This is a genomic window from Thauera butanivorans (assembly GCF_048398245.1).
Classification (GTDB): domain Bacteria; phylum Pseudomonadota; class Gammaproteobacteria; order Burkholderiales; family Rhodocyclaceae; genus Thauera; species Thauera butanivorans.
In genome coordinates this window covers 4,087,922-4,110,542 of sequence record NZ_CP183038.1, presented here as the reverse complement: position 1 = coordinate 4,110,542, position 22,621 = coordinate 4,087,922, and the positions used below count along the sequence as shown (strand labels likewise).

At 60.2% G+C, this 22,621-nt stretch carries 25 protein-coding genes and 1 pseudogene; 11 read left to right on the top strand and 15 right to left on the bottom strand.

The window, feature by feature from the left end:
- Positions 1-3 precede the first annotated feature (3 nt).
- The 6 genes from hsdR to ACNQFN_RS19885 all read right to left on the bottom strand — a co-directional run bounded on the left by hsdR (position 4) and on the right by ACNQFN_RS19885 (position 6,565).
- Positions 4-2,394 carry an EcoAI/FtnUII family type I restriction enzme subunit R gene (gene hsdR, locus ACNQFN_RS19910; RefSeq protein ID WP_418647381.1) on the bottom strand — a complete coding sequence of 797 codons (2,391 nt, stop codon included), beginning with the start codon at positions 2,392-2,394 and terminating at the stop codon, positions 4-6.
- Between the two features lie 111 nt (positions 2,395-2,505).
- On the bottom strand, positions 2,506-2,823 hold the full coding sequence (locus ACNQFN_RS19905) for a MarR family transcriptional regulator (RefSeq protein WP_088178901.1): 318 nt from the start codon (positions 2,821-2,823) through the stop codon (positions 2,506-2,508).
- Between the two features lie 272 nt (positions 2,824-3,095).
- On the bottom strand, positions 3,096-4,310 hold the full coding sequence (locus ACNQFN_RS19900; protein WP_418647380.1) for a tyrosine-type recombinase/integrase: 1,215 nt from the start codon (positions 4,308-4,310) through the stop codon (positions 3,096-3,098).
- Positions 4,311-4,649: 339 nt separating this feature from the next.
- The gene (locus tag ACNQFN_RS19895; protein ID WP_418647379.1) at positions 4,650-5,873 is read right to left on the bottom strand and encodes a type II toxin-antitoxin system HipA family toxin; all 1,224 of its coding nucleotides are present in this window, start codon (positions 5,871-5,873) and stop codon (positions 4,650-4,652) included.
- Positions 5,870-6,283, bottom strand: coding sequence for a helix-turn-helix domain-containing protein (locus ACNQFN_RS19890; protein ID WP_418647378.1), 414 nt, complete (start codon positions 6,281-6,283; stop codon positions 5,870-5,872). The genes ACNQFN_RS19895 and ACNQFN_RS19890 overlap by 4 nt, the downstream gene beginning before the upstream one ends.
- Before the next feature lie 42 nt (positions 6,284-6,325).
- Positions 6,326-6,565, bottom strand: coding sequence for a helix-turn-helix domain-containing protein (locus tag ACNQFN_RS19885; RefSeq protein ID WP_011806687.1), 240 nt, complete (start codon positions 6,563-6,565; stop codon positions 6,326-6,328).
- Positions 6,566-6,708: 143 nt separating this feature from the next.
- Between ACNQFN_RS19885 and ACNQFN_RS19880 the strand changes: the two genes are divergently transcribed.
- From ACNQFN_RS19880 to ACNQFN_RS19860, 5 genes are read left to right on the top strand one after another with little or no spacing between them, the layout of a single operon-like run.
- Positions 6,709-7,365 carry a hypothetical protein gene (locus tag ACNQFN_RS19880; protein ID WP_418647377.1) on the top strand — a complete coding sequence of 219 codons (657 nt, stop codon included), beginning with the start codon at positions 6,709-6,711 and terminating at the stop codon, positions 7,363-7,365.
- Positions 7,366-7,382: 17 nt separating this feature from the next.
- Positions 7,383-8,027, top strand: a complete 645-nt coding sequence (locus ACNQFN_RS19875) for a hypothetical protein (RefSeq protein ID WP_418647376.1) — start codon at positions 7,383-7,385, stop codon at positions 8,025-8,027.
- Positions 8,024-8,440 carry a hypothetical protein gene (locus ACNQFN_RS19870; protein ID WP_418647375.1) on the top strand — a complete coding sequence of 139 codons (417 nt, stop codon included), beginning with the start codon at positions 8,024-8,026 and terminating at the stop codon, positions 8,438-8,440. The genes ACNQFN_RS19875 and ACNQFN_RS19870 overlap by 4 nt, the downstream gene beginning before the upstream one ends.
- The gene (locus ACNQFN_RS19865; RefSeq protein WP_418647374.1) at positions 8,437-8,913 is read left to right on the top strand and encodes a putative molybdenum carrier protein; all 477 of its coding nucleotides are present in this window, start codon (positions 8,437-8,439) and stop codon (positions 8,911-8,913) included. Before ACNQFN_RS19870 ends, ACNQFN_RS19865 begins: the two co-directional genes overlap by 4 nt.
- Positions 8,900-9,181, top strand: coding sequence for a hypothetical protein (locus ACNQFN_RS19860; protein WP_418647373.1), 282 nt, complete (start codon positions 8,900-8,902; stop codon positions 9,179-9,181). The genes ACNQFN_RS19865 and ACNQFN_RS19860 overlap by 14 nt, the downstream gene beginning before the upstream one ends.
- Here the strand turns inward: ACNQFN_RS19860 and ACNQFN_RS19855 are convergent.
- Positions 9,162-9,881, bottom strand: coding sequence for an AAA family ATPase (locus ACNQFN_RS19855; RefSeq protein ID WP_418647372.1), 720 nt, complete (start codon positions 9,879-9,881; stop codon positions 9,162-9,164). The two genes, ACNQFN_RS19860 and ACNQFN_RS19855, sit on opposite strands and share 20 nt — an antisense overlap.
- Positions 9,882-9,910: 29 nt before the next feature.
- On the opposite strand from ACNQFN_RS19855, the pseudogene ACNQFN_RS19850 reads away from it, so the two are divergent.
- Positions 9,911-10,219 (top strand): annotated as a pseudogene (locus ACNQFN_RS19850) (transposase); the annotation flags it as partial.
- A gap of 44 nt (positions 10,220-10,263) precedes the next feature.
- Positions 10,264-11,007, top strand: a complete 744-nt coding sequence (locus ACNQFN_RS19845; RefSeq protein WP_418647371.1) for an ATP-binding protein — start codon at positions 10,264-10,266, stop codon at positions 11,005-11,007.
- A gap of 257 nt (positions 11,008-11,264) precedes the next feature.
- Here ACNQFN_RS19845 and ACNQFN_RS19840 read toward each other — a convergent pair whose 3' ends face one another.
- From ACNQFN_RS19840 to ACNQFN_RS19825, 4 genes are read right to left on the bottom strand one after another with little or no spacing between them, the layout of a single operon-like run.
- On the bottom strand, positions 11,265-11,975 hold the full coding sequence (locus ACNQFN_RS19840) for an ABC transporter ATP-binding protein (RefSeq protein WP_011222066.1): 711 nt from the start codon (positions 11,973-11,975) through the stop codon (positions 11,265-11,267).
- A gap of 1 nt (position 11,976) precedes the next feature.
- Entirely contained in the window at positions 11,977-13,182 is a 1,206-nt protein-coding gene (locus ACNQFN_RS19835; protein WP_418647370.1) for an ABC transporter permease, read from the bottom strand.
- Positions 13,179-14,330, bottom strand: a complete 1,152-nt coding sequence (locus tag ACNQFN_RS19830; RefSeq protein WP_418647369.1) for an efflux RND transporter periplasmic adaptor subunit — start codon at positions 14,328-14,330, stop codon at positions 13,179-13,181. Before ACNQFN_RS19830 ends, ACNQFN_RS19835 begins: the two co-directional genes overlap by 4 nt.
- Entirely contained in the window at positions 14,327-14,935 is a 609-nt protein-coding gene (locus ACNQFN_RS19825) for a TetR/AcrR family transcriptional regulator (protein WP_004393990.1), read from the bottom strand. The genes ACNQFN_RS19830 and ACNQFN_RS19825 overlap by 4 nt, the downstream gene beginning before the upstream one ends.
- Before the next feature lie 200 nt (positions 14,936-15,135).
- Here ACNQFN_RS19825 and ACNQFN_RS19820 point away from each other — a divergent pair, with 200 nt between their 5' ends.
- From ACNQFN_RS19820 to ACNQFN_RS19805, 4 genes are read left to right on the top strand one after another with little or no spacing between them, the layout of a single operon-like run.
- Positions 15,136-15,540: a hypothetical protein gene (locus tag ACNQFN_RS19820; RefSeq protein WP_418647368.1), complete on the top strand. Its 405-nt coding sequence runs from the start codon at positions 15,136-15,138 to the stop codon at positions 15,538-15,540.
- A complete protein-coding gene (locus tag ACNQFN_RS19815; protein WP_418647367.1) occupies positions 15,537-15,953 on the top strand; it encodes a hypothetical protein in 417 nt (138 codons plus the stop codon). Before ACNQFN_RS19820 ends, ACNQFN_RS19815 begins: the two co-directional genes overlap by 4 nt.
- Positions 15,950-16,426: a putative molybdenum carrier protein gene (locus ACNQFN_RS19810; RefSeq protein ID WP_418647366.1), complete on the top strand. Its 477-nt coding sequence runs from the start codon at positions 15,950-15,952 to the stop codon at positions 16,424-16,426. Before ACNQFN_RS19815 ends, ACNQFN_RS19810 begins: the two co-directional genes overlap by 4 nt.
- Entirely contained in the window at positions 16,413-16,694 is a 282-nt protein-coding gene (locus ACNQFN_RS19805) for a hypothetical protein (protein ID WP_418647365.1), read from the top strand. Before ACNQFN_RS19810 ends, ACNQFN_RS19805 begins: the two co-directional genes overlap by 14 nt.
- Before the next feature lie 356 nt (positions 16,695-17,050).
- Here the strand turns inward: ACNQFN_RS19805 and ACNQFN_RS19800 are convergent, their stop codons facing one another.
- The 4 genes from ACNQFN_RS19800 to ACNQFN_RS19785 are packed head-to-tail and all read right to left on the bottom strand — an operon-like array spanning position 17,051 to position 22,540.
- Positions 17,051-17,914 (bottom strand): DUF7281 domain-containing protein, encoded by an 864-nt coding sequence (locus ACNQFN_RS19800; RefSeq protein WP_418647364.1) that lies wholly within the window; start codon positions 17,912-17,914, stop codon positions 17,051-17,053.
- A gap of 2 nt (positions 17,915-17,916) precedes the next feature.
- Positions 17,917-20,670: a hypothetical protein gene (locus tag ACNQFN_RS19795; RefSeq protein WP_418647363.1), complete on the bottom strand. Its 2,754-nt coding sequence runs from the start codon at positions 20,668-20,670 to the stop codon at positions 17,917-17,919.
- Positions 20,670-21,284, bottom strand: coding sequence for a condensin complex protein MksE (locus tag ACNQFN_RS19790; RefSeq protein ID WP_418647362.1), 615 nt, complete (start codon positions 21,282-21,284; stop codon positions 20,670-20,672). Before ACNQFN_RS19790 ends, ACNQFN_RS19795 begins: the two co-directional genes overlap by 1 nt.
- The gene (locus ACNQFN_RS19785) at positions 21,281-22,540 is read right to left on the bottom strand and encodes a hypothetical protein (protein WP_418647361.1); all 1,260 of its coding nucleotides are present in this window, start codon (positions 22,538-22,540) and stop codon (positions 21,281-21,283) included. Before ACNQFN_RS19785 ends, ACNQFN_RS19790 begins: the two co-directional genes overlap by 4 nt.
- Positions 22,541-22,621: the final 81 nt, after the last annotated feature.

Sequence of the window (22,621 nt, the reverse complement as noted above, 5' to 3'; positions counted from 1 at the left end):
TGGTCAGGCACGGTAGAGCTCACGCTCGAGCTCGCCCACGGCCTGTTGGTATTGGGTCTTGCCGCCAAAGGCACGCACCAGTTCGATCGGTGTGCCCAGGCGGTTGAAGGGGGCGATGGCGAGGATCTGCGTTTCCTCGATGGATGCCACGCCTTCATCGGCATACTTGTCGAGCAGGGCTTCAAGCACCTTTTGCGCTTGCTCGCCGTACTTGGCGAAGTAATGGCGCTTCTTGACCTGTTCGGCCCGCTCCTTGCGCGTGAGTGGGGGTTGATCCCAGGCCACGTGGCACAGCAGATCGAAGGGGTCGAAATCCTTGCCGGCTTGCTTGTCTACCTCGTCGGCCAAAGCCTCGAAGAAGATGCCTTGATGAGCCAACTCGTCGATGATGGCCTGCTTCTTCTCGGCCTTGCTCCAATGGCGCAGGAAATCGTCGAGCGACGCGAATTCCTTGGCCATGGTGTTGCGGGTGTAGTCTTTCAGAGACTCGGTGATCAGTTTGCCGTTGGCGTCGAAATACTGCACCCGCTCGGCCACCACCTTGACCTCGACGTTGGCGACAACGTAACGGCGCACGTTGCTGCCTTCCTCACCTGGCAGCGGTTCGGCTACGCCACCGGGGGGCGTGGGGTTGTCGTCCGGCGTGGGATAGGTGAATTCATCGTCAGGCGACACCTCCCCATCTTCTTCATCTGGAGGAAGCGGTGGCTCGCCTGGGCCTGGCTCATAAATCTGCACAGGATCGCCATCGAAAGCCGGATCGGCGAACAGCTCGGTCGCCTTCTTGAAATCAAGGATGGTGAACCAGTACTTGTCGAAGTCCTCGTTGATGCGCGTTCCGCGACCGATGATCTGCTTGAATTCGGTCATCGACTGGATGCGCTGATCCAGCACGATGAGCTTGCAGGTCTGGGCATCGACGCCCGTGGTCATCAGCTTGGACGTGGTGGCGATGACTGGGTATTTGCTTTCCGGGAAGATGAAGTTATCCAACTCCATCTTGCCTTCTTCATTGTCGCCAGTGATGCGTACGACGTAGCGATGGTTCTGTGCCACCAGGTCGGCGTTTTCGTTGACCAGCGCCTGGCGCATGCGTTCGGCATGGTCGATGTTGTCGCAGAAGACGATGGTCTTGTCGAAGCGGTTGCTGGCCTTCAGGTATTCGCTGATCTTGCGCGCCACCATGTGCGTGCGCTGTTCCAGTACCAGCGTCTTGTCAAAATCACGCTGGTTATAGATCCGGTCTTCGATCTCGTTGCCGTGCTTGTCGAGCATGCCCTTGTCGGGACGCCAGCCGGTCAGGTCTTTGTCCAGGTCGATGCGCACTACCTTGTAGGGGGCGAGAAAGCCATCGTCGATGCCCTGGCGTAGCGAGTAGGTGTAGATGGGCTCGCCGAAGTAGTCGATGTTGGAAACGTCCCTGGTTTCCTTGGGCGTAGCGGTCAGGCCGATCTGGGTGGCGGAATGGAAATACGTCAGGATCTCGCGCCAGGCCGAATCTTCGGCGGCGCTGCCTCGGTGGCATTCGTCGATCACGATCAGATCGAAGAACTCCGGGCTGAACTGCTTGTAGATGTTCCGTTCTTCTTCGTTACCGGTGACGGCCTGGTAAAGCGACAGGTAGATTTCATAGGACTTGTTGGCCTGCCGCTTTTGGATCTTGGTCATCGCAGCGCCGAACGGCTTGAAGTCGTTGGTCATGGTCTGATCGACCAGGATGTTGCGGTCCGCCAGGAACAGAATGCGTTTCTTGGCACGCGACCTCCACAACCGCCAGATGATCTGGAAGGCGGTATAGGTCTTGCCTGTGCCCGTGGCCATCACCAGCAGAATGCGCTTCTGCTCTTTGGCTATCGCCTCGATGGTCTTGTTGATGGCGAGCAATTGATAGTAACGGGGCGTCTTGTTGCTGCCATCGCTGTAGTAGTCCTGGGCTACCAGGGCCTGTTGCTGCGTGCTCAACCCCTGATGCTCTGCCCACCATTGCCACAGCGTATCGGCACTGGGGAACTCATCCAGGCTCAGTTCGCGCTCGATCACACCGTCCTTGGCGATCTTGTTGTGGAACAGGAAGCCATCTCCATTGCTGCTGAATACGAAAGGCACTTGCAGCATTTCGGCATAGCCGAGGGCCTGTTGCATGCCCGAACCGATGGCATGCTTGTTGTCCTTTGCTTCGATGACAGCAATGGGCAGGTTGGGCTTGTGGAACAGCACATAGTCGGCGCGCTTGTGCTGACCACGTGTGTGCAGTTTGCCGCGCACAATGATGCGCCCCTTGGTCAGCAGGAACTCCTCGCGCACCTGGGCCAGAACATCCCATCCGGATTTTTCCAGAGCCGGCGTGATGAACTTGGTGCAGATGTCGCGTTCGCTGAGCGCCTGCTTATTCATAGGATGTAGTTCCTTCCATGCGGCCTTTCCCCATTGTTCCTGCCTGTCGTTCGGTGCTCGACGCGCGATCTTGTAGCTGTGTAGCGACGTCATCCTCTTCGTCCATGACCCTCAATCCAACACAACCAGAAATTCGGTTGCTAACGCAGTCGGCTGAACATCGCGAACATTGCGTTGCAGTGAAACCAGTCCGTAATTGGCCATCGTCTTCAGAGTGCGAGACAGGTTTGGCACCTTGCGGCCGCTGAGTTCAGCCAGCTCCGTCAAAGACTTAGGCTGCTTGTTATGAATTAGGTGCAGCAGACGGCGGTTGTCATCCGATAGCACGGCGGCCAGCGACGCCAAGGATGGGAACCAGATGCTGGGAACCTCGCCGCCCTGCTGGGGCGGGCGATCCAGTTGTCGAACACCCACAATGCAGCGTTTCATGCGCATAAATCCAAAGACACGTCGACTTACAATAATATCATCCACTGATAAACATTGCCGAACAACCAGGGGAACCTTGATACGGCGACACAAAATGGGGTAATCCAATAAAAATTACCTCAATACCCCAAAGTGACTACCCCATTCCCTGCGCCCATCTTTCGGCAAAGGCAAACGGCAAGGGAACGGCCCTCAGGGGACAACGGGCCCTATCCAGTAAAGGAAAAGGCCGTCCCCGTCCATTCGTTCTGCAACACCCGGCCAAATCGTCCCTATGCAGTACCGCTGTCCTCCGCCGCACTCAGATAGCCCGCCCAGTCCTGCAACAGCGTCCTTCTCTGATCCAGCAGCAGCGCCTTGTTGTAAGTCGCCCGCACCTTGTTGCTTTCCACGTGAGCAAGCTGCCGCTCGATTGCATCAGGCCGGTATCCGTTCTCATTGGCCCAGGTCGAAAAGGTCGTCCGCCAGCAATGCGGCGTCGTACCCCGGCCCAGGTTCATGTCACGCATGGCATAGGTGAGTCGGTTGGGCGTAGTGAAGCCCTTGCCGCTCCGGTGCGGGAACAGATAGCGGCCATCGCCCGTGATGCACTGCAAATCCTTCAGCACGGTAATGGCCTGTACCGACAACGGGCTGACATGGTCACGCCGCGCCTTCATCTTCGCCGCAGGCCGACGCCACAGTGCATCCTCAAAGTCGAACTCGTCCCATTCGGCATCCGCCGCTTCCCCTGGACGGCAGGCCGTCAGCGCAATCAGCCGCAGGCACAGTGAGGTTTCCGGATAGCCCCGGTAGCCGCGCAACTCCTGATAGAACCTCTGGATTTGCTCTCGCGTCATCGCCGCCTTGCTCTCGCTGAACGGCACGCGTAGCAGCCCGCGCAGGCTGGGAATTGGATTTGCCTCGACCAGCCCCCGCACCACCGTGAACTCGAAGATGGCCGACAGGTCGCCCTTGACGTGGATGGCTGCCCACGCGCCGTGGGCTTTGCATTCCTCCAGCAGCGGGCGAATCTGCTTCACGCCAATGTCGCTCATCGGCATCCCATCGAACTTGGGCGACAGGTACTTCCTGATGCGGGACTCTTTCGTACGATAGGAACTGAGCGTGAAGACCGGTTTGATCTCGGCCAGGTACGCCTGCGCCACCTTGGCGAACGAGCTTTCACGAGCGCGCTTGCGTTCCTCCAGCGCCTCCAGGTTGCGCTCCTTGACCTGCCGCCGCTCATGGGAAGGATGAATGCCTTGCTTGACCAAGGCGCGTGCCTTCTCACGGGCCGCACGCGCCTCCGCAAGGCTTACTTGAGGAAAGCCGCCAATGGCAAAGAGGTTCTCCTTTCCTTGCAGGCGATACTTCCACCGCCAAAGCTTGCCGCCGGTGGGCTTGACCAGCAGGAACAGGCCCCCGCCGTCTGAAAGTTTCCAATCTCGATCAGTCGATTTGGCCGACCTGACCTTGGCGTCGGTGAGTAGATTCTCGGGCATCATTGGACTCCACTGCGGGGAGATGTACCCCCACGGTTGAACACGAGTACCCCCAACGCTACCCCCGAATTTTTCAGACCTCGATGAACAATAGGAACGCTCAGTAGACCGTATTGTTTACGCAACCCATTGATTTAAAATGGGTCAACCTGTCCACCAAACGCTACTGAGCGCTACCGAGATCCAGCAAAAATTAGACGTTGAACAGCGATTGTGACTGCAAGTCATTGAATGAACAGTTAACCATGCTGCTCCATTAAAAAACATACTCATGTTTGTACTCAAGAAACTCAGCATTGAGTATGTTCAACCGTGATCTGGCGCCGTTGCGACGGCTCGGATTCAGCTTTCCAGGCGCCGGCGACAGGCATCAATGGTGGACTTGATCTGTTGCGCCAGCATCTGCCTGATCGGCGCACGCTCCAACCGCTCACCCAATGAGCTTGCCTGCAGCAACATCCGTTCGATGACCTCCTCCGCCCGTTTCCTTGGGACGCCACCTTCCTCCGCCAGACGCAATAAATGCCGGCGTTCGATGGCAGCACCTTCGCCGCACACGTCCAGGTGATGCTGGCCCATCGGGCCTTCACTGAAGGTCAGATCGAAGGCCGGCGCCAGCCGCCAGCGCCGGTCAGGCCCGAGACGCCAGGCGAAGTTCTTGGGGTGATCATCTTGGTTGTGAAAGAGCACATTGAAGACTGCGCGTGCATAGGCTTTCTCCACTTCGCGCTCGTCGCGTGTCAGGAAACGGGTCGCCCGCAAGAAGGCGGTGTAGTCGGTGGCACCGGGCAGGCGAAAATCCACCTGCAACAATCCCGCCAGACTGTGTACCGGGACGCGTTGCCCACCCTCCCGGTCGAAGCGCGCGACGCCGAAGGCGGCCAGTTCGGGGCCAAGGTCGAACCAGCGACTTGCGGGCACATCCAGTCCGCAATCCCGAGCCAACTCGGCATAGAGCTGCTCGATGACGCAAACCTCCTTGTGTTCGTTCTGCGCCGGAAACTTGACCAGCCAGGGGCTGCCGGGCGCATCCGGACGGGTGCTGACTTGCCCGGTCATTGCGTCGTACTGCACCAAGGCCTTGGGTCGGGCCCCTTGCGGTGAGCCGCCGGTGAGCGCGAGCTCGCGCAGGGCTGCCCCCGCCTCGCCCGCGAGCGCGAGACGGCTTTGCTCGGCCAGCACCAGCAAGGACCAGTCGGGCTCCCGGGCACCGGCGTCGCTTGCCGGAACGAAGCGCAACGCGCCCATGGCGCGCTCACCAATGAAGGCCAGGCGGTCCAGTGGCCCGGGATGGCGCAAGCCGTGTTGACGGAACAACCGATCCATCAGCAGCAAACCCCAGCCGTCAGGCAGACTGTCGGCGATCAGGCCCGGAAGGCGATGCAAATGGATCGGAAAACCACCGTAGGCATCCGCACGCAGCTTGAGGTGCAAGGGCGACAGTTCCAAGCCCTGAGACAGAGCTTCGGGAGAATATTCGAAGAGCAGGGATTGACCATCATCGGCCAGGCGTCCCAACGGCCAGTCTTCTCCCCAGCCGCAATAATGCACGGTAAGCAGCTTCATGATGCTCTCTTACGCGGCGCACGCTGGCGGCGGCTCACAAGGTCCACCTGCTCCATCTGGGCGATGGATTGCCGTTTGAGCACGAAGAGATCGTCCAGCGCCTCCAGCAAGCCAAGTGCCTGCGCGACACGGACCAGCGTTTCCAGTGAGCACTGACCGTCGCTTTCGAGTTTGCGCAACGCCCCCAAGGACAGTCCTGCCATTTGCGCCAGTTCACGCTGCGTAAGCGATTGGGCAAGCCGCTGCTCGCGCAGACGAACACCCAGCGCATGCAGGATCTCAGCGGGAGTCGAGAGATTAAAAGTCACTTTTATGACCCTTAACGCGAAAAAAATTGCGTAAGCGCCATTGTAGTGGGCTTTACTTATTCTTGAAAGCAGATGGCTGCGATAGCTGCCGCGAGCGATCATGCGGTGACCATCGTAACGCTACGATAACGTAGCGCTACGATGTTACGGTGCAGGCTCCTGTCCAGCAGCCGGCGCCTCCAGCAGTACTGAAGGCTCCACCCCCAGCGCCTCGGCCAGCTTGAAGATGTTGAGTAAGGCGATGTTGCGTTGCCCACGCTCAACACCCCCCAGATAGCTGCGCGCCAAGCCACTTTCCAGTGCCAGGCGTTCTTGCGACCACCCTCTGGTCTTTCTGATTTCTATCAGCTTCAAGCCGAAGCGTAGTCGGGGATCAAGGGCCATATTTCTCTCTTCTTAAAGAGAAATGACTCTATGAGTACCCCCTCTATAGGGCTACGCCCGATAGGTACCCGCACTATAAGTGACAATTTAATTCAAGCGCCATAGAATGACTTCTATGAGTAACAACATGGAGGTGATGACGTATGGCAAGCGTCTGGAAGACTGCTGGGATGGGGGCGGCTGCGGGGCTGGCAGTTCCGGTGGCTGGGCTTTCAGGTCTTGCTGCCACTGCTCTTACGCTGATTCTTGTACTGGCGATGTTCGGCGTGGGGCCTGCGCGCCTGTCACAGACATCGCTTTGGGGACTGTTGACCAGTGAGCTGATGCTCTATCTGCTGATTTCGCTGGCGATCTTCATGCTGTCCTTCCGCTTTCTGGCGCGTCTGCAGGCCCGCTGTCAGGCCCTTGTCGCCAGGATCAACGCCCAGCAGGGCCTGTCGTTCGATGCTGGACAACTCTTGGGCTACCCCGCGCCGGCCTTTCTGGTGTTTGACCAGCAGCATCGCAAACTGGCTGTCTGTTCAGTCGTGGATGAAGCCTGGCGAATCCACGACTTCTCCTGGCTGCTTGGTTGGCGGATGACCTGGCGCGAGGTCGAGAGCATGGAGATGAACGGCGGCAGCCGTCAGGTCAACGCCAGCGGCATGAGCGTGCCGACCTTCGAGCGCACGGTACGCACCAAAGACTTCGCCATCGAGCTGCAAACCGCCGATCCGCAACGACCAGTGCTCAGTTTTCCCATGAGCCGTCGGGCGGCGGAAACCTGGTGTGCCCGGCTCAATGCCATCTTCAACGGATAACCTCGCGAGGAACTGCGATGAAACACTACCGGAGCTTGCTGCTTCTGCCTTTTGTATTGACAGGTTGTGCCACAACCGACATGCAGGGGGTGCTGGACTCCCTGAACGGAATAGGACACTCCATTGGAACCAGTCTGTCGCAAGTTGCTACGCCCGCAAGCGCGGCAAACCGCAACAGCTTGCTGGGAACTCCACTGCATAACGCCTTGCGCCAGAATCTGTCTACCGACGGTCGCGCCCCGGAGTGGCCCAAGGTGGTGATCAGCAATCTGCAAATTCCGGCGGATCAGATGACCCTGACCCGTAGCCTCACGCTCAAAGCCAGTGATTGCATTCGCTTTGACGCAGTGCTCTGGTACGACGCCAAGCGCTCCGAGCGCTTCAGCAATCTGTCGCTTTGCGCGCCGGAGCTGCCGAAACAGTCAAATAACTTCGTACTGACCTGGAAGAGCTTTTCCATCTCCGGCAAAACCACCGGTCAGGTTCGTAGCGATGGACCGATCCCACCGTACAGCAAGCTGCCCAGCGACCCGGCGATGGAGCGCTGGCTGATGAATCAGTTCGGCCTTTACTATGTCGGTTCGCTGCTGACCCTGGTCGGCTACGACCCCAACTTCACGGTCGATGACCGCCGCTTCTGGATCAGGAACATCAAGGGATGAAAGCGTTGCTGCTGGCGGCCATGCCGGTGGTGCTGATGGATGGCACTACCCCAGACCTCAACCGCTGGTTGCAGATCGAGCCGGCCATCATCGCCGCCGTGGAATGCCGTCAAGCCTTGCCGTTGCGCGTGCTGGACGGCATTGCGCCCAATGCTCCCGGTAGTTGGTCGCTGACGCCGGAACGCAGCTTCACGGCATTCGGCTTGCCGGTGAAGCGGATCGAGCTGTTCATCGACGCGGATGGTGAGCTGGGTGCAAGCTATACAGCGGTTATTGAAAAGCGCAGCCTGGAACAGGTGCGTAAGCAACTGAAGCTTGCCAGCCAGCGCAGGCGCATCGGCCAGCTATCGGCAGATCAGCCCGGCGCAGAGGTTCAAGTGACTTGCACGATCGCCGCAACGGGGCAAGGGTGAACATTCAACGCATCCTCTCCGGCGGCCAGACCGGCGTAGACCGGGCGGCGCTGGATTTCGCCATTGCCCGGCAGATTCCGCACGGCGGCTGGTGCCCGGCAGGCCGACGGGCCGCTGATGGCGTACTGGATGCTCGCTACCAGTTGATGGAGACCGAATCCAGCGGCTACCGCCAGCGCACCAAGCGCAATGTGCTGGACGCTGACGCCACGCTGATCCTTTACCGAGGCAGGCTTGAAGGCGGCAGCCAGCTCACTCGCGATCTGGCAACGAGACATGGTAAGCCGCTGCTGCTGTGCGATGTGCATGCTCCTACAGAAGAGCTGTTGGTGGCATGGCAAGACTGGTTGCTTAGCCATACCATCGCTATTCTCAACATTGCTGGCCCGAGTGAAGCTCGCAACCCCGGTATTTACTTGCAGGCGAGCGCACTACTGGAGCTTTTCTGGAGCACGGAACATGAGCCGATCTGATACCCGCTGCGCGACACCTTATATCTACTCGGGTGAGTTGCAGATTCGCCCCGAAGTGGATGCCGCGCTGGCTGCGCTGAAAGACAAACCCTACACCGCCATCCCCAGCTGGAAAAATGACGGAACCTGGGAGCTGTGGACGGTGGAAGGCGACGGCGAAACCGAGCCCTGCATCATCAGCGGCCCATCGACAACCTATCCCAGCGAGGCCGATGCGCTGGCCGCCGGTGCGGCCTGGATCGCCAACCTCAATTCCATCCCTCGCTGACAAAGCCAACACCACGGTGGCTGATCTCCACCAGCGGCCTGATGTCTTGCACCTGGACGACTCCTCGGTCATCACGAGCTGCCGAGCCCAAGGCCCGCTGCAGAATCAGGCGCACACTGCGCGGCGGCAAGGCTTGCAGACGGGACAGGACATCATCACCCAGTCGATCGGCAAAAGCTGTGCCCCAGCTCGACTCGTCGCGGAGCCGGTTGTAGATCGACTGCGCAATGCTTCTGACCTGCTCCGGCTTGGGTGCTTGAATGTGCAGCACTGTCAGCCGTGAGCGCAGCGGCCCCGGAATGGCCTCCAGCTCATTCGCGGTCGCCATCCAATTGACATGACTGGCGTCGATGGAGAAATCACGGATCGACAGGTCGATGAAATCCCGCGCACTGCGAGGCTCCAGAAGCGTATAGAGCGCCGCCAGCGGATCGTATTGCGGTCGGCCGTTACTGGCCTTGTCCAGTTCATCGAGTACCACCACCGGGTTGGCCAGTGGCTGGTAGGCCAGCAGCTCGAAAAGCTGGCCTGGCTCGGAGTTGCTCCAGAACGCTTCCGAACCGGCGAGCGGCGAACTCGATTGCGTACTCGCCATATCGAATACACGAAAGGGCAAATACAACTGATCGGCAAGCCAGCGTGCTGCCTCGGTTTTGCCGATGCCCGCCGGGCCGACCAGCAACACGGCAGGCCAGGACACGCGGCCATCGCCCAGACTGGACAAGGCGAAAGGCGGTGTTCAAGCTGCCATTGCGAGCGCTGGAAGGATTCGTCAACTCGCTGTTCCGCCTGCTGAAGGTGGACCTTGTCTCGCCGGATTACAGCAGCATCAGCAAGCGAGCCAAGACCGTGATCGTCAACTACCGGCCGCCTAGCCGTGGCCCGGTGGCGCATGTGGTCATCGATTCGACCGGCTTGAAGGTCTATGGCGATGGCGAATGGAAGGTGCGTAAACACGGCGCTGAGCGGCGGCGGGAATGGCGCAAGATGCATCTGGCGGTGGATGCTGCCACCCATGATGTGGTGGCAGCCGAGGTGATGCGCTGGTACACCGTCCTTACACCCAGCGCGGTGACATCTTCTTGAACCTGCATCCAGACCGGCTGGAAGTGGTCAACCCTGGACCGCTACCGCTGGGCGTCTCGCCGCAGAACGTGCTCCACACTACCGTACGTCGCAACGAACACCTGGCACGCCTGTTCCATGACTTGAAGCTGATGGAGCGGGAAGGCAGCGGCTTCGACAAGATCTTCGAAGTGCTGCTCTCGCAAGGCCGCCCGGCTCCCGAGTTGATCGAGACCCACGACCGCGTGCAGGTTACAGTGCGCCGCCGCATTCTCAAGCCCGAGATCATCGACTTCATTGCGAAAGCGGACCAGACCTATCAGCTCACGCAGCGCGAGCGGATCGCATTGGGCCTGTTGGCGCAACACGATGCCCTGACGGCACGCGAGCTGGCAACGTCGCTTGAGCTGCCATCGGTTGAAGCATTGCAGCCCTGGCTCAAGCGTCTGCTGGATTGGCAGTTGGTGCAAAGCGCCGGGCGTACCCAGGCAACACGCTATTTTGTTGACCCCAGCTTGCTGCGCAGCCTCCAGTTCACCGGCGAGACCACACTCAAGCGCATTGAGCCGCACCGCTTGGCCGCGCTGGTACTGGAAGACCTGCAGCGCTACCCCAGGTCGGCCATCAGCGACATCCATCAGCGCGTCGGCGGCGAAATCCATCCCAAGCAAGTCAAGCGCGCGCTGGAAGAGCTGATCGAGCGCGGGGACGTCCGCTTTGAGGGTAACAAGCGCTGGCGGCGCTACTGGGCGCTGGCATGAGCAGCCTATCGGACAACCTGCGCGCTATCGTCGATAGATGGGCGATAGAAGCTGGGCGATATGTTGGTGGCCGCCTAAAGAATCAAGGATTTCTATCGACCCAAGGCGAAGAAGGCCGGGAGATAGAACGCGGCCCTATTGCCGTAACAACCCATTTACTCCTGCTCAAGCATCGCGCCTGAGCAGGGCTCAACGAATCGAAACAGGACTTTAAAATGCGGTGGGTCATGAAATTCTCCTGTAATTCAATCGTTCTCTCATTCGAACTCCCGCCCTTCGCCAGCTTCCTCATGGGTTACACCGTCGCGGATGTGGTAGATGCGCTTGAAGGTCGGGATGATCTTTTCGTCATGGGTGACGACGATGATGGCGGTCTCGAACTTGCGGGCCATGTCGTTGAGGATGCGGATTACAGCCATGGCGCGCTCGGAATCCAGCGGCGCAGTGGGTTCATCGGCCAGGATCACTGGCGGGCGATTGACCAATCCGCGCGCGATGGCAACCCGTTGCTGCTCGCCACCGGAGAGTTGAGAGGGCATTGCGCGAGCTCGGTGTTGCACATCAAGCGCCGTGAGCAATTCCAGTGCCTTCGCGCGCGACTCTCCATTCGCGACGCCTGCAAGCATCGGCAACAGCGCCACGTTGTCGGTGACATCGAGAAACGGAATCAGGTATGGTGCTTGGAAAACGAAACCGATCTTGTCGCGCCGCAAGGCGCGCAAGTCGCGGACTTTCCAGCCATCGTCGTAGATCACTTCATCGCCCAGCGTCATGCGACCAGCGGTCGGTTCGATCACCGCACCCAGACATTTGAGCAGCGTGCTCTTGCCGGACCCGGAAGGGCCGATCAGCCCCACCACTTCACCTGGCGCAACATGCATATTCACGTCTTTCAAGGCAAAGACAGCGGTGTCACCATCGCCATACCGCTTGCTCAAACTTTCGATGTGGATGCCTTTACCACTCATCTCAACCTCCAATGGCTTCGGCCGGATCGACCTTGAGTGCCATGCGAATGGCGACGATGCTGGCTAGAACGCAGATCACGAGCACGGCGAAAAAACCGGCGATGGAGTCGAACGGCATCAGCAGTACGTACTTGGGAAACAGCGGCGCTGAGAAAGTGGCTGTGATCTTGCCGACCACGAAACCAATCACGCCCAGGGCGATCGCCTGCTGCATGATCATCGCGGCGATGGTTCGGTTGCGTGTGCCGATCAGCTTCAACACCGCGATCTCGCGGATTTTGTCCATCGTCAGCGAATAGATGATGAAGGCAACGATGGCCGCGCTAACGATGGCCAGAATCACTAAGAACATGCCGATCTGCTTGGCCGAGGTGGCGATCAACTTGCCGACGAGGATGTCTTCCATCTGTGCCCGGGTGTAGACCGTCAAACGCTTCCAGCGCCGGATGGATTCGGCAACCTCGTCCGGCGCATGGCCAGGTTTCAGTGTGACCAGTACGGCATTGACGAACGCGTTGCTGCTCTGTGAAGCAATCACGGCATCCAGCAAACCTGGAACACCGGGTCGATTGAAGGCCGGGTTGGCTTCGGTGCGACGCCGGCTTTGCCAAATCGCATCGTTGTCCTTGAGGAACTGAGCCTCTTGGGCATCCTTGAGCGGAATGAATACCATCGGGTCGCCGCTGGGCGACACCATGCGCCGTGTCAGCCCCACGACGGTGTAATGATTTCGGCGAATGGCAAGACGATCTCCCAGTTTGAAGCCGGTGGCGATGTCGGCCACAGCCTCGTAGTGACCGCGCGTGATCTGGCGTCCAGCGACGAGATAAGGAGGCCATCCGGGTGTAGCCCCCAACGCGCCGGGCGCGATGCCGACCACCATGGTGCGTACATCACTCTCGCCCTTGCGTACCTGCATGGTCAGGTAGGTCACGTTCGCTGCCTGGGCGACTCCCGGCATGGCGAGGATGGCGCGATACACGTCATCGTTGAGGCTTGACGACTCCGCATAAGGACCCAGAGTATCCTTTTGCACCACCCAAAGGTCGGCACCACTGTTGTCGAGCAGCGCCTTGCCGTCGTCCACCATGCCCCGGTACACCCCGGCCATGACCAGGGTGACGCCGATCAGCAGACCCAGCCCGATGCCAGTGAAGACGAACTTTCCCCAGGCATGGAGAATGTCGCGGCCGGCAAGGCTGATCATCGTGACACTCCTGGGATATGGTCGACCACATGGATGCGGCTGCGCGCCGTCAGTGCCTTTTCGCTATAGGTCACAATCTGGTCCCCATTCTTGAGCCCTTCGCGCACCTGCACGTAACCATTGAGGTCGGAAGCACCGAGCTTGACCGGGGAGAAATGCAGATCACCATCCACGATTTGCCAGACACCAATTTTGTCGCCCTCACGCTGGACGGCAGCGTTGGGGATCAGTGGAGCGGCCGGGAGCGCCGGCAAGTCAACTGTGACTTCGGCCAGTTCACCCACCGGTGGCAAAGGTTCTGGTTTGTTATCGAATGTCACCTTGGCAAGCGTTTCCTCGGTTACCGCGTCGGCCTTGGGTTCCACCCGCAGCACGCGACCTTTCAAGGTCTGGCCACCACGCGAACGCAGGACGATGTGAGCCGGCAACCCCCCAGCCAGCCCCGATGCGCTGATCTGGTCGAAGCGCACATTGATCCACAAACTCTTGGTGTCGATCACTTCCACCACGGCCTGGCCCGCGACGATGGTCGTGCCGGGATCGGCATCGCGCACGGCGACTACACCGTCGGCCGGCGCGATCAGGCGCAGATTGCTCCGCTGCGCGACGAGTCCTTCGCGGTCGGAGCGTGCCCGGGCAACATCTTCCCGAGCGGCGGATAGGGCGGCATCGGCGATCTGCAGTTCCTGCCGCTTGGTGGTGACGATTTCCTCGCTGGTCGAGCGCACCGCAAACAATTGCTCATAGCGGCGCGCCTGGGTTTGCGCGTAGGCTTGCCGGGCTTCTGCCTCGCGCAAAGCCGCTTCCGCACGCTTGAATGCCGACTCCTGTGAGCGCACCCGATCATCGAGGTCGACCGGATCCATCTCGCCGAGCACCTGTCCGGCCTTGACCTGGTCGCCTACATGCACCTCCAGGCGTTTGACGCGCCCGGCAAACGTCGGCCCGATCTTGTAGGTGTAGCGCGCCTCCACCGTACCGATGCCGAACAGCGCCGGTGTGATAGCCCGTGATTCCACACTTGCCACCGTCACAGCGACCGGGGCGAGCGGCCCTGATCGCAGACCGACATAAATAAAAAGCACCAACAAAGGAATGATGACGGCAAGCAGCGCCAGGGTGCGGCCTTGCAAGGGTAACTTTTTCATTGCGCACTCCTTATGCCACGCCGATAAATTGCAAAGACGCGCGGCGCATCGCGGTGCATACGTCCCACATCACCCGCCAGCAGCGATTGCATGACCAAGCCCTGGATCGTGCCAATGAACAGCGTTGCCGCCGCCTCGTTGTCAAGCGAGGGAGACAACTCGCCGCTGGCCTTGCCTTTCTCGATGAGACGATGCAAACGTTCGCCGTAGCGCTGAATCAAGGTTTGCACCATGCGCTTGGCCGGTGTCGATTCGGCACGCTGAAGCTCACCAAACATCATTCTTGGCACGCCTGGGTGCTCAGCTACGAATTCGATATGACTCATGAACATCGCCTCCATGGCTGCCAAGGGCGACTCGATTCCTTGTGCGGATCGATCGATTCTGGCTAATAGGCGCTCTGCTACCCACTCCATGACCGCCTGCCAAATGGCTTCCTTGTTCGGGAAGTGCCGAAACAACGCTCCCTGGGTCAAGTTCATGTGTTTAGCGATAGCCGCAGTGGTTATCTCGCTTGGGTTTTGTGAACCGGCAAGCGCCACGACGGACTCGACAGTTACGGCACGACGTTCATCGGCCGGCAGATGCTTTGGATGGGTGTCCACAAGCACTCCTTGTAAGATAGTAATTGATTACTATCTTACCACAAGAGGCAACTCAAACAAGAGAAAACCCGACGTACTCGTCAATATCTAGCGTCTGCAATGGGCTTAACGTGCTTTATTTTCCGTTTTCTGAGACGTTCCCATAACGCCTTGCGCCAGAATCTGTCTACCGACGGTCGCGCCCCGGAGTGGCCAAGGTGGTGATCAGCAATCTGCAAATTCCGGCTGATCAGATGACGCTGACCCGTAGCCTCACGCTCAAAGCCAGTGATTGCATTCGCTTTGACGCAGTGCTCTGGCACGACGCCAAGCGCTCCGAGCGCTTCAGCAATCTGTCGCTTTGCGCGCCGGAGCTGCCGAAACAGTCAAATAACTTCGTGCTGACCTGGAAGAGCTTTTCAATTTCCGGCAAAATCAGCGGTCAGGTTCGTAGCGATGGACCGACCCCGCCTTACAGCAAGTTGCCCGGCGACCCCGCGATGGAGCGTTGGTTGATGAATCAGTTCGGTCTTTACTATGTCGGTTCGCTGCTGACCCTGGTCGGCTACGACCCCAACTTCACGGTCGATGACCGCCGCTTCTGGATCAGGAACATCAAGGGATGAAAGCGTTGCTACTGGCAGCCATGCCGGTGGTGCTGATGGATGGCACTGCCCCAGACCTCAACCACTGGTTGCGGATCGAGCCAGCCATCGTCGCCGCCGTGGAATGCCGTCAAGCCTTGCCGTTGCACGTACTGGACGGCATTGCGCCCAATGCTCCCGGCAGTTGGTCGCTGACACCGGCACGCAGCTTCACAGTGTTCGGGTTGCCGGTGACGCGTATCGAGCTGTTCATCGACCCGGATGGTGAATTGGCTGCGAGCTATACATCCGTCATTGAAAAACGCAGCCTGGAACAGGTGCGCAAGCAACTGAAGCTTGCCAGCCAGCGCGGGCGCATCGGCCAGCTCTCGGCAGATCAGCCCAGCGCAGAGGTTCAAGTGACTTGCACGGTCGCCGCAACGGAGCAAGGGTGAGCATTCAGCGCATCCTCTCCGGCGGCCAAACCGGCGTAGACCGGGCGGCGCTTGATTTCGCCATCGCCCAGCAAATTCCACACGGCGGCTGGTGCCCGGCAGGCCGACGGGCCGCTGACGGCCTCCTGGATGCTCGCTACCAGTTGCTAGAAACCGAATCCAGCGGTTATCGCCAGCGCACCAAACGCAATGTGCTGGACGCTGATGCCACACTGATCATTTACCGGGACAGGATCGAAGGTGGCAGCCTGCTCACTCGCGATCTGGCGACGGGACACGGCAAGCCGCTGCTGCTGTGCGATTTGCATGACCCTACAGAAGAGCTTTTGGCGGCATGGCAAGACTGGTTGGTTAGCCATCCCATCGCTATTCTCAACATTGCTGGCCCGAGTGAAGCACGCAACCCCGGTATTTACTTGCAGGCGAGCGCACTACTGGAGCTTTTCTGGAGCAAGGAACATGAGCCGATCTGATGCCCGCTGCGCGACACCCTATATCTACTCGGGTGAGTTGCAGATCCGCCCCGAAGTGGATGCCGCGCTGGCTGCGCTGAAAGACAAACCCTACATCGCCATCCCTAGCTGGAAAAATGACGGAACCTGGGATCTGTGGACGGTGGAAGGCGACGGCGAAACCCAGCCCTGCATCATCAGCGGCCCATCGACCACTTACCCCAGCGAGGCCGATGCACTGGCCGCCGGTGCGGCCTGGATCGCCAACCTCAATTCCAGCCCTCGCTGACAAAGCCAACACCACGGCGGTTGATCTCGACCGGCGGCCTGATGTCTTGCACCTGGACGACTCCTCGGTCATCACGAGCTGCCGAGCCCAAAGCCCGCTGCACCCATGCAGCATTGGCCGGGGTGCCAATCGACTCGTTGGCATCGGCACACAACGTCCTCTTGGCGCTGGCGGAGCAGGCCGCAGCGGATGTGGGTGACGAAGAACTGCGGGAAGGACTGATGTTCCACCTGACAGAAACCGTTGGTAGCAATGCCGCCTCGCCGCAAGATTGGCAGCGGCTGGAGCTGATTCTGAGACAGGCTCTGGAAGCGGGTATGTCCCCAGGCGACATAGCACGCTTACTCGAAAGGCACCTACAGAACAGATATCCAGACCGCTTCTTGTTCGAGCGCCAGTCCGGATTGGCGCATTTGTTCGGTTAACGGACCCAGATAGTCAGGCAACTGTGGAACGGCACTGGTGAACTCCCGAAGCGTATCCTGCCAGAGCCGCTGGCTGCCATAGCGTGCCAGCTTGCTTTGCCAGTCGGGCATCAGCCAGCATTCGCAAGTGTCGCCAAGCTGCGCAAAGAGTCGCGCGAAATTGGCCAGCCCCACACCGTCATAGTCCGGGAACAGTACGACACGGCTGGCACGCGGGCGCTGCCCCAACCAGGCGAGCAGCCGGCCATCAAGCTGTCCGCCGTAGTACAGCAGGGTGGCTTGCGTTCCTGCTGGCAGCCAATCCGTGCGATCAAACAGTGCCTGGTTCTCCACCAGCCAGAGCGGCTGCCTACTTTGCCAGGTGTCGTCAGTTTCAATGCGCAGGCTGGCAGCCCCGAAGTGGTGCGTGAGCTGGCTGAGTGGCAGTTCGCTCCCGTGTTCGCCTTGCCGCCAGAGAACCTTTTCGCCAACGGCCTTGAGCAAGGGGTAGTAGCACTCATGCTGATGATTGCGCGCTTTGCTGTCGCGCGCGTGGGCGATGTGTTGCGCCCGCAGCGGCAGGTCGTCCGTGGCCAGCATCCCGACTTGGGGGGAGAGTGCGCTCAGGTGGATATCGAATAGTCGCGGATCGCTGACACGGTAAACATCACCGCGCCCCTGACGCTGGCAGGTCACCGCTCTGGTCCGCCGGGCAAAGCGATCCAGAGCGCTGCGCTGAGCGGCGGTGAAATGGCTGGCCGGCAGGGTTTGTTGGCCATGCAGTTTGAGCAAGGCTGCGCGCAGGGTTCGATCCATGCTCAGGCGTCCAGCGGTTCGATGATCTGCCAGCTATGACGGCTGATCTGGTTGCTGCCGTTGCGCGTGTGAATCGGCACGCAGTAGCGCACGGTGGTCAGCGGCGCGGGTGAGGCAAAAATCAGCGAGAAGCCGAACTCCGCCGCCGTGTCGATCAGGCTGCGCTGATTGCGGGCGTCCAGGGCCAGTGCCTCGTCCAGGTAGCAGATACCCTGGATGGGGCGACGCTGATCCTGCATCAGATGCAGCATCGCCAGCCCCGTCACCAGTTTGGCCATCAGCACGGTGCCATTGGAGGCGGCACTGTCGAGGTCATCGAAGGCTTCCGGCTCGCGATCTGCCTTGCCGACCCAGAAGCGCAGGCGAAACAGGTCGGCCACACGCAGGCCATGGCGGGCGTTGCCCTCTTCGATCAGCAGGGTCTTGGCGCGATTGAGTTGATCATCGTCGAGCACGCTCTGCTGGTTGAACAGTTCGAAGGTTTCGCCGCTGTCCACAGTGGCGGCGGTACTGATCAGCAGTTCGATGGCTTCGACCAGAATGGTTTCGTCTTCGGGTTCGATCTTGAACACTGCCAGATCGGAAAGTTGCCGACCGCTGATCTTGCGGTTGAACTCGCGCATCCGGCGCTTGAAAGCAAACAGGCCGTCGCGCAGTTCGCGCAGGCAGGCGGCCACATTCACCACCGCCGAGCGTACTTTCTTTTCCAGGGCTTCGGCTTCCTGCGGCAGGTGATGGGCGAATTCAACGAGACGAACAATCTCGCTTTCCGGTTCGCCGACAAACTGATACTTGGTCAATCCGCCGCTATGGATTTCACCCAGCAGATGGCGGATCTGCTCATCCAGCTCCAGCAACTGGCGGCAGTCGACCTGATAGGTCTGCAGTCGCTCGGCCAGTTGCTCCAGCGCGAACTCGGGCTGGGCCAACCAAGGGCTGTGCGGCAGGTCGGCCAGCCAGGTGAAGGGGCCTTCGTGGTCGATGCGCTGATGACGGCGTTGCTCGATCTGCCGGTGTTGCTGCTGCAAGGCCGCCAAATCCTGTTGCCGCTGCTGCCGCTGCTGATCCAATGCGCGGTGCCGCTCTGCCGACTGGGCCAAATGGGTGCCGAGTTCGGCGAGCCTTTCCGCCAGTGTCTGCAGCCGTGTCTTGCGCTCGGCCTCGCCCTGCTGCAACTCCTCCATCTGCGCGTAGTCCCGCAATTCGGCATCCAGTTCGGCTAGTTGCTGCTCTAGCGCTTGGCGTTGCTGTTTGACGTTTTCCAGAGCCAGTGCGGTGGCCAATTGTTCTTGCAGCTGAGCCTGCTGTTGCTGCAACTCCTGCTGCAATTCGCTCAGTTCCGCCAGGGTCCGTTGCTGATACTGTGCCGGCAGGGCTTCCAGCCGCAATTGCAAGCCAGGCAAATTGAATTGTCCGGCATTCGCATCGACCAAGGCCGCAAGCAGGGCCTTGCCATCAAGGCGGAAATCTTCGTTGCCCAGGGTCAGTACCGGCTTGGCCAGCACCTTGTTCAGCGCGTTGAGTTGTTCCGCAGATACGACACCAGCCAATTGCTGATAGAGATTCTGCCCCTGGGTGCGCAACTCCTGCGCCAGCTGCGCGGATTCCCGTTCGATCCGGGCCAGCTCGCGCTCGATGGCCGCAGGCGTGCGGCTCTGGGCCTGGCCGATCCGTACCACCAACGCATCCCGTTGCGCCAGCAACTCGTGGCGGCGCGCCTCCAGCAGGGCGCGGTCGGGGATCAAGGCAAAACGCTGCTGCAACCTGCGCAGCTGTTCGCTTTGCTGGTGAAGCTGCTTTTGTTCCTGCTCGCATTGATTCTGCTCGCGTGCGGACTGCATATCCTGTTCGCGCAGGCGGGCTAGCTCGACTTCGCACTGCGCCAACTCATGCTGTAAGGTTTGCTGGCGGGTCTCGTAATGCTGTTGCCACTGACCCAGTGCCGCGTCGATCAAGGGGCGCCAGCACAGCAATTTGCCGCGCAACACCAAGCGGGCCTCCTGCTTCTGTTCCAGTTCGCTCAGAGTGGCTTGCAGCCGCACGGCGGCCAGGTACTGGCTGCGTTCGGCGTTGAGGTCGGCAAACGCCTTGTCCCATTCGGCCTTGAAGTCGATGCTGGCATCCGGCAGATCGCGCCGGAAAATCTGCAGCAGATAGTCCTTTACCTCGCTGGAGCGCAGTTTGTCCAGGCGCAGCGTACGGGTCAGCACCCGCTGAAAAACGCTGGCATCGCTGGCGTGCTCCAGGCGGAAAACGCAGAAATCCTGCTGGCTGGCAAGCTTGCGGCTGCGCCCGCCATACACCATGTCGGCAAATTCGCTGCTGCTGTAGCTGAACACCCGGCGCCCAAAGCTCGCCAGATGGCTGGCCAGTTGCGGTTGTGCCACCAAGGTGCCATCCGGCAGGCAGAACTCCTCGACCTTCAGCGGCCCGGCATAGGCGAAATACTCGTACTCGAAGCTTACCCCTTTGCCCACGCAGCCCAGCACGACGGTGCCGGACTCCGGCAGCGACACCTCCAGCAGCACATACGCGCTGTTGTTGGGGAAATAGAAGCGCCGGCTCTTATCCACATCGTGCGCACCAAAATCCATACGGCGGCGGTCGATGATCAGCAGAAACTGCAGGGCATTGATCAGGCTGGTCTTGCCGGTATTGTTGGGCGCCACCAGAGAGACCGCACCGTCGAGCGGCAGCTCGGCGCGCGAGTAGCCGGCACTCCCCAGCAGGACCAGACGTTGGAAGCCGTACTGCATCAGCTGTTCTCCTCGTCGTCTGGTGCATCCGCAGTCCAGTCTTCCGCTGCGGGCGTGCTCTCTTCGTCGCCATCGGTCTTGGCCGTCAACGCCAGGCTTTCGAAATGATCGAGGTAACGGCATACAGCGGGCAGCAGTCGCCAGCCCGCCGGCTCTGGCACGGCAAAGCCGAGGTTGCAGGCGCGGCCCATCAGCTCCACCAGGGCGTCGGGGTTGAGGCCCTCGGCATCCAGCAGGTCTTGCTGTTGCTTGTAGACCTCGGCCAGCCAGGCGCTGTCGATCAGCCAATCGGTAAAGCGCTGCAGGGCCTTGCCGGCGTTGGCCTGGGCATCGAAGATCACCATGAACAGCAAGGCCAGCTGGCGGCTGATTTTGCCGATGTTGCTGTTGGCGTCACTGTTGTGAAACCAGGCAAAGCCCCTGGCATCCAGGCGCAGTTCGAACCCCAGCGCGGCAAACAAGCCGACATAGCTGGCCTCGTGCTGTTCCAGCTCCGCCCACAGCGCGGGCTCGGCCATTCGATTCAGGTGTTTGCCGGAGAGAAACAAGCGGAACAGCTCGGCCAATGCCGGCATTTGCGACAGGGCGGCTGCCAGAGCATGTGGGATCGTCATTGCGGGATACTCACGCGGTGAGGGTGATGCAGGACGCGAATCGTCTGCAGCGTGGTTTTTTCAGGCTGGCTGGCTGCCTCGAACTGCCAGCCGGGCTCATGTTGCAGGTCATGGAACAGGCGCAGCAGGGTGGCATCCTGCAGGTGGGCGTAATGGCGGCGCAGCCAATCGAGCAGATTTTCCACCGGCAGGCTGCGGGCCAGATGCGCACGAATAGCGGCTTCGTCCACCTGCTCCAGCAAGGGAGCGTCATCGCCGGGCTCATCCTTCGGAAAGGCCACCGCCTGCGGCTGGTATTGGCGCGCGGCAGCCATGACCGCCCGTACCTCATCGCCCAATTGCAATTTGAAACCGCGCTCATTGCGCCAGACGGGGAGTGCGGTCTCATCCGCCGGGCGCGACAGTGCGCGACGCAGGCCGCGTTTGCGCACCTGCCCCAACAGCAAGCTGATGGCACTGGTCAGTGCATTGTGCTGACGCAGCTCTTCGCGCAAGGGCAGCAGTGTATCGGCGCACTGTTGCGCAACCAGCCGGCCAAAGCGCCGCAGCTCCTTGGCCTGGTGCGCCACCTGACGTAACTGCAGGCGATGCGAGTAGAGCGCACCCTGTACCGACAATTGCTCTAGGCTCAGGTCGAGCGCACGCTCCGCTTCTTCCAGATAGCGATAAAAGGTACCCTGCGAGCCGCTGTCCATCATCTGGTTCATCGGCTCCACATAATGATCGTAGGCTTCCAGCACCTCGCGGTAGCGCTGGCTGATCGGCATGCTGCTGTCGGCGCTTTTGGCGTTTTCCGCCAGCTCAAAGAGCGCGTGCCGGTCCTGATCGAGCTGCAGGCTGATCTGGCGGAAGAGTTCTGCCAGCTTGTTGGCGGCCCCGCGCACGCGATCCATGTCGGCCCCGAGCATCCCTTCATTGAGTGCTTCGGTGGCTTCACGGATCGCAGCAACACGCGCCTGCAGTACGGCAGCCAGGCCCAGCTCATGTTCACGGGTGAGGCCGCGCACGAACTCCAGCACATAGGCATTGAGCTGCAGATCGCTGCTGCGCGGCAAGGTTTGCAGGATATCCGCATTGACCAGGGCGCGCAGTACCGCGCCCTGCGTTTCGGCATCCCGTTGCCCGGATACCTTGGCAATACCGTTCAACACCTGATCGCTGGTCAGCACGGCAAACTCGCGCGACAGCCGCACCAGAAGCTCCACGGTGTCCCAATGGGTGTAAAGCGCGTAGACCAGCGAGCGAGGGTTGGCCATATCAGTTCAGTCTCCCTCCACCGAGCAGGCATGCCCTGTGCGGCATGCTCTCACCCGCCAGCCGCACAGGGCGGCAACCCG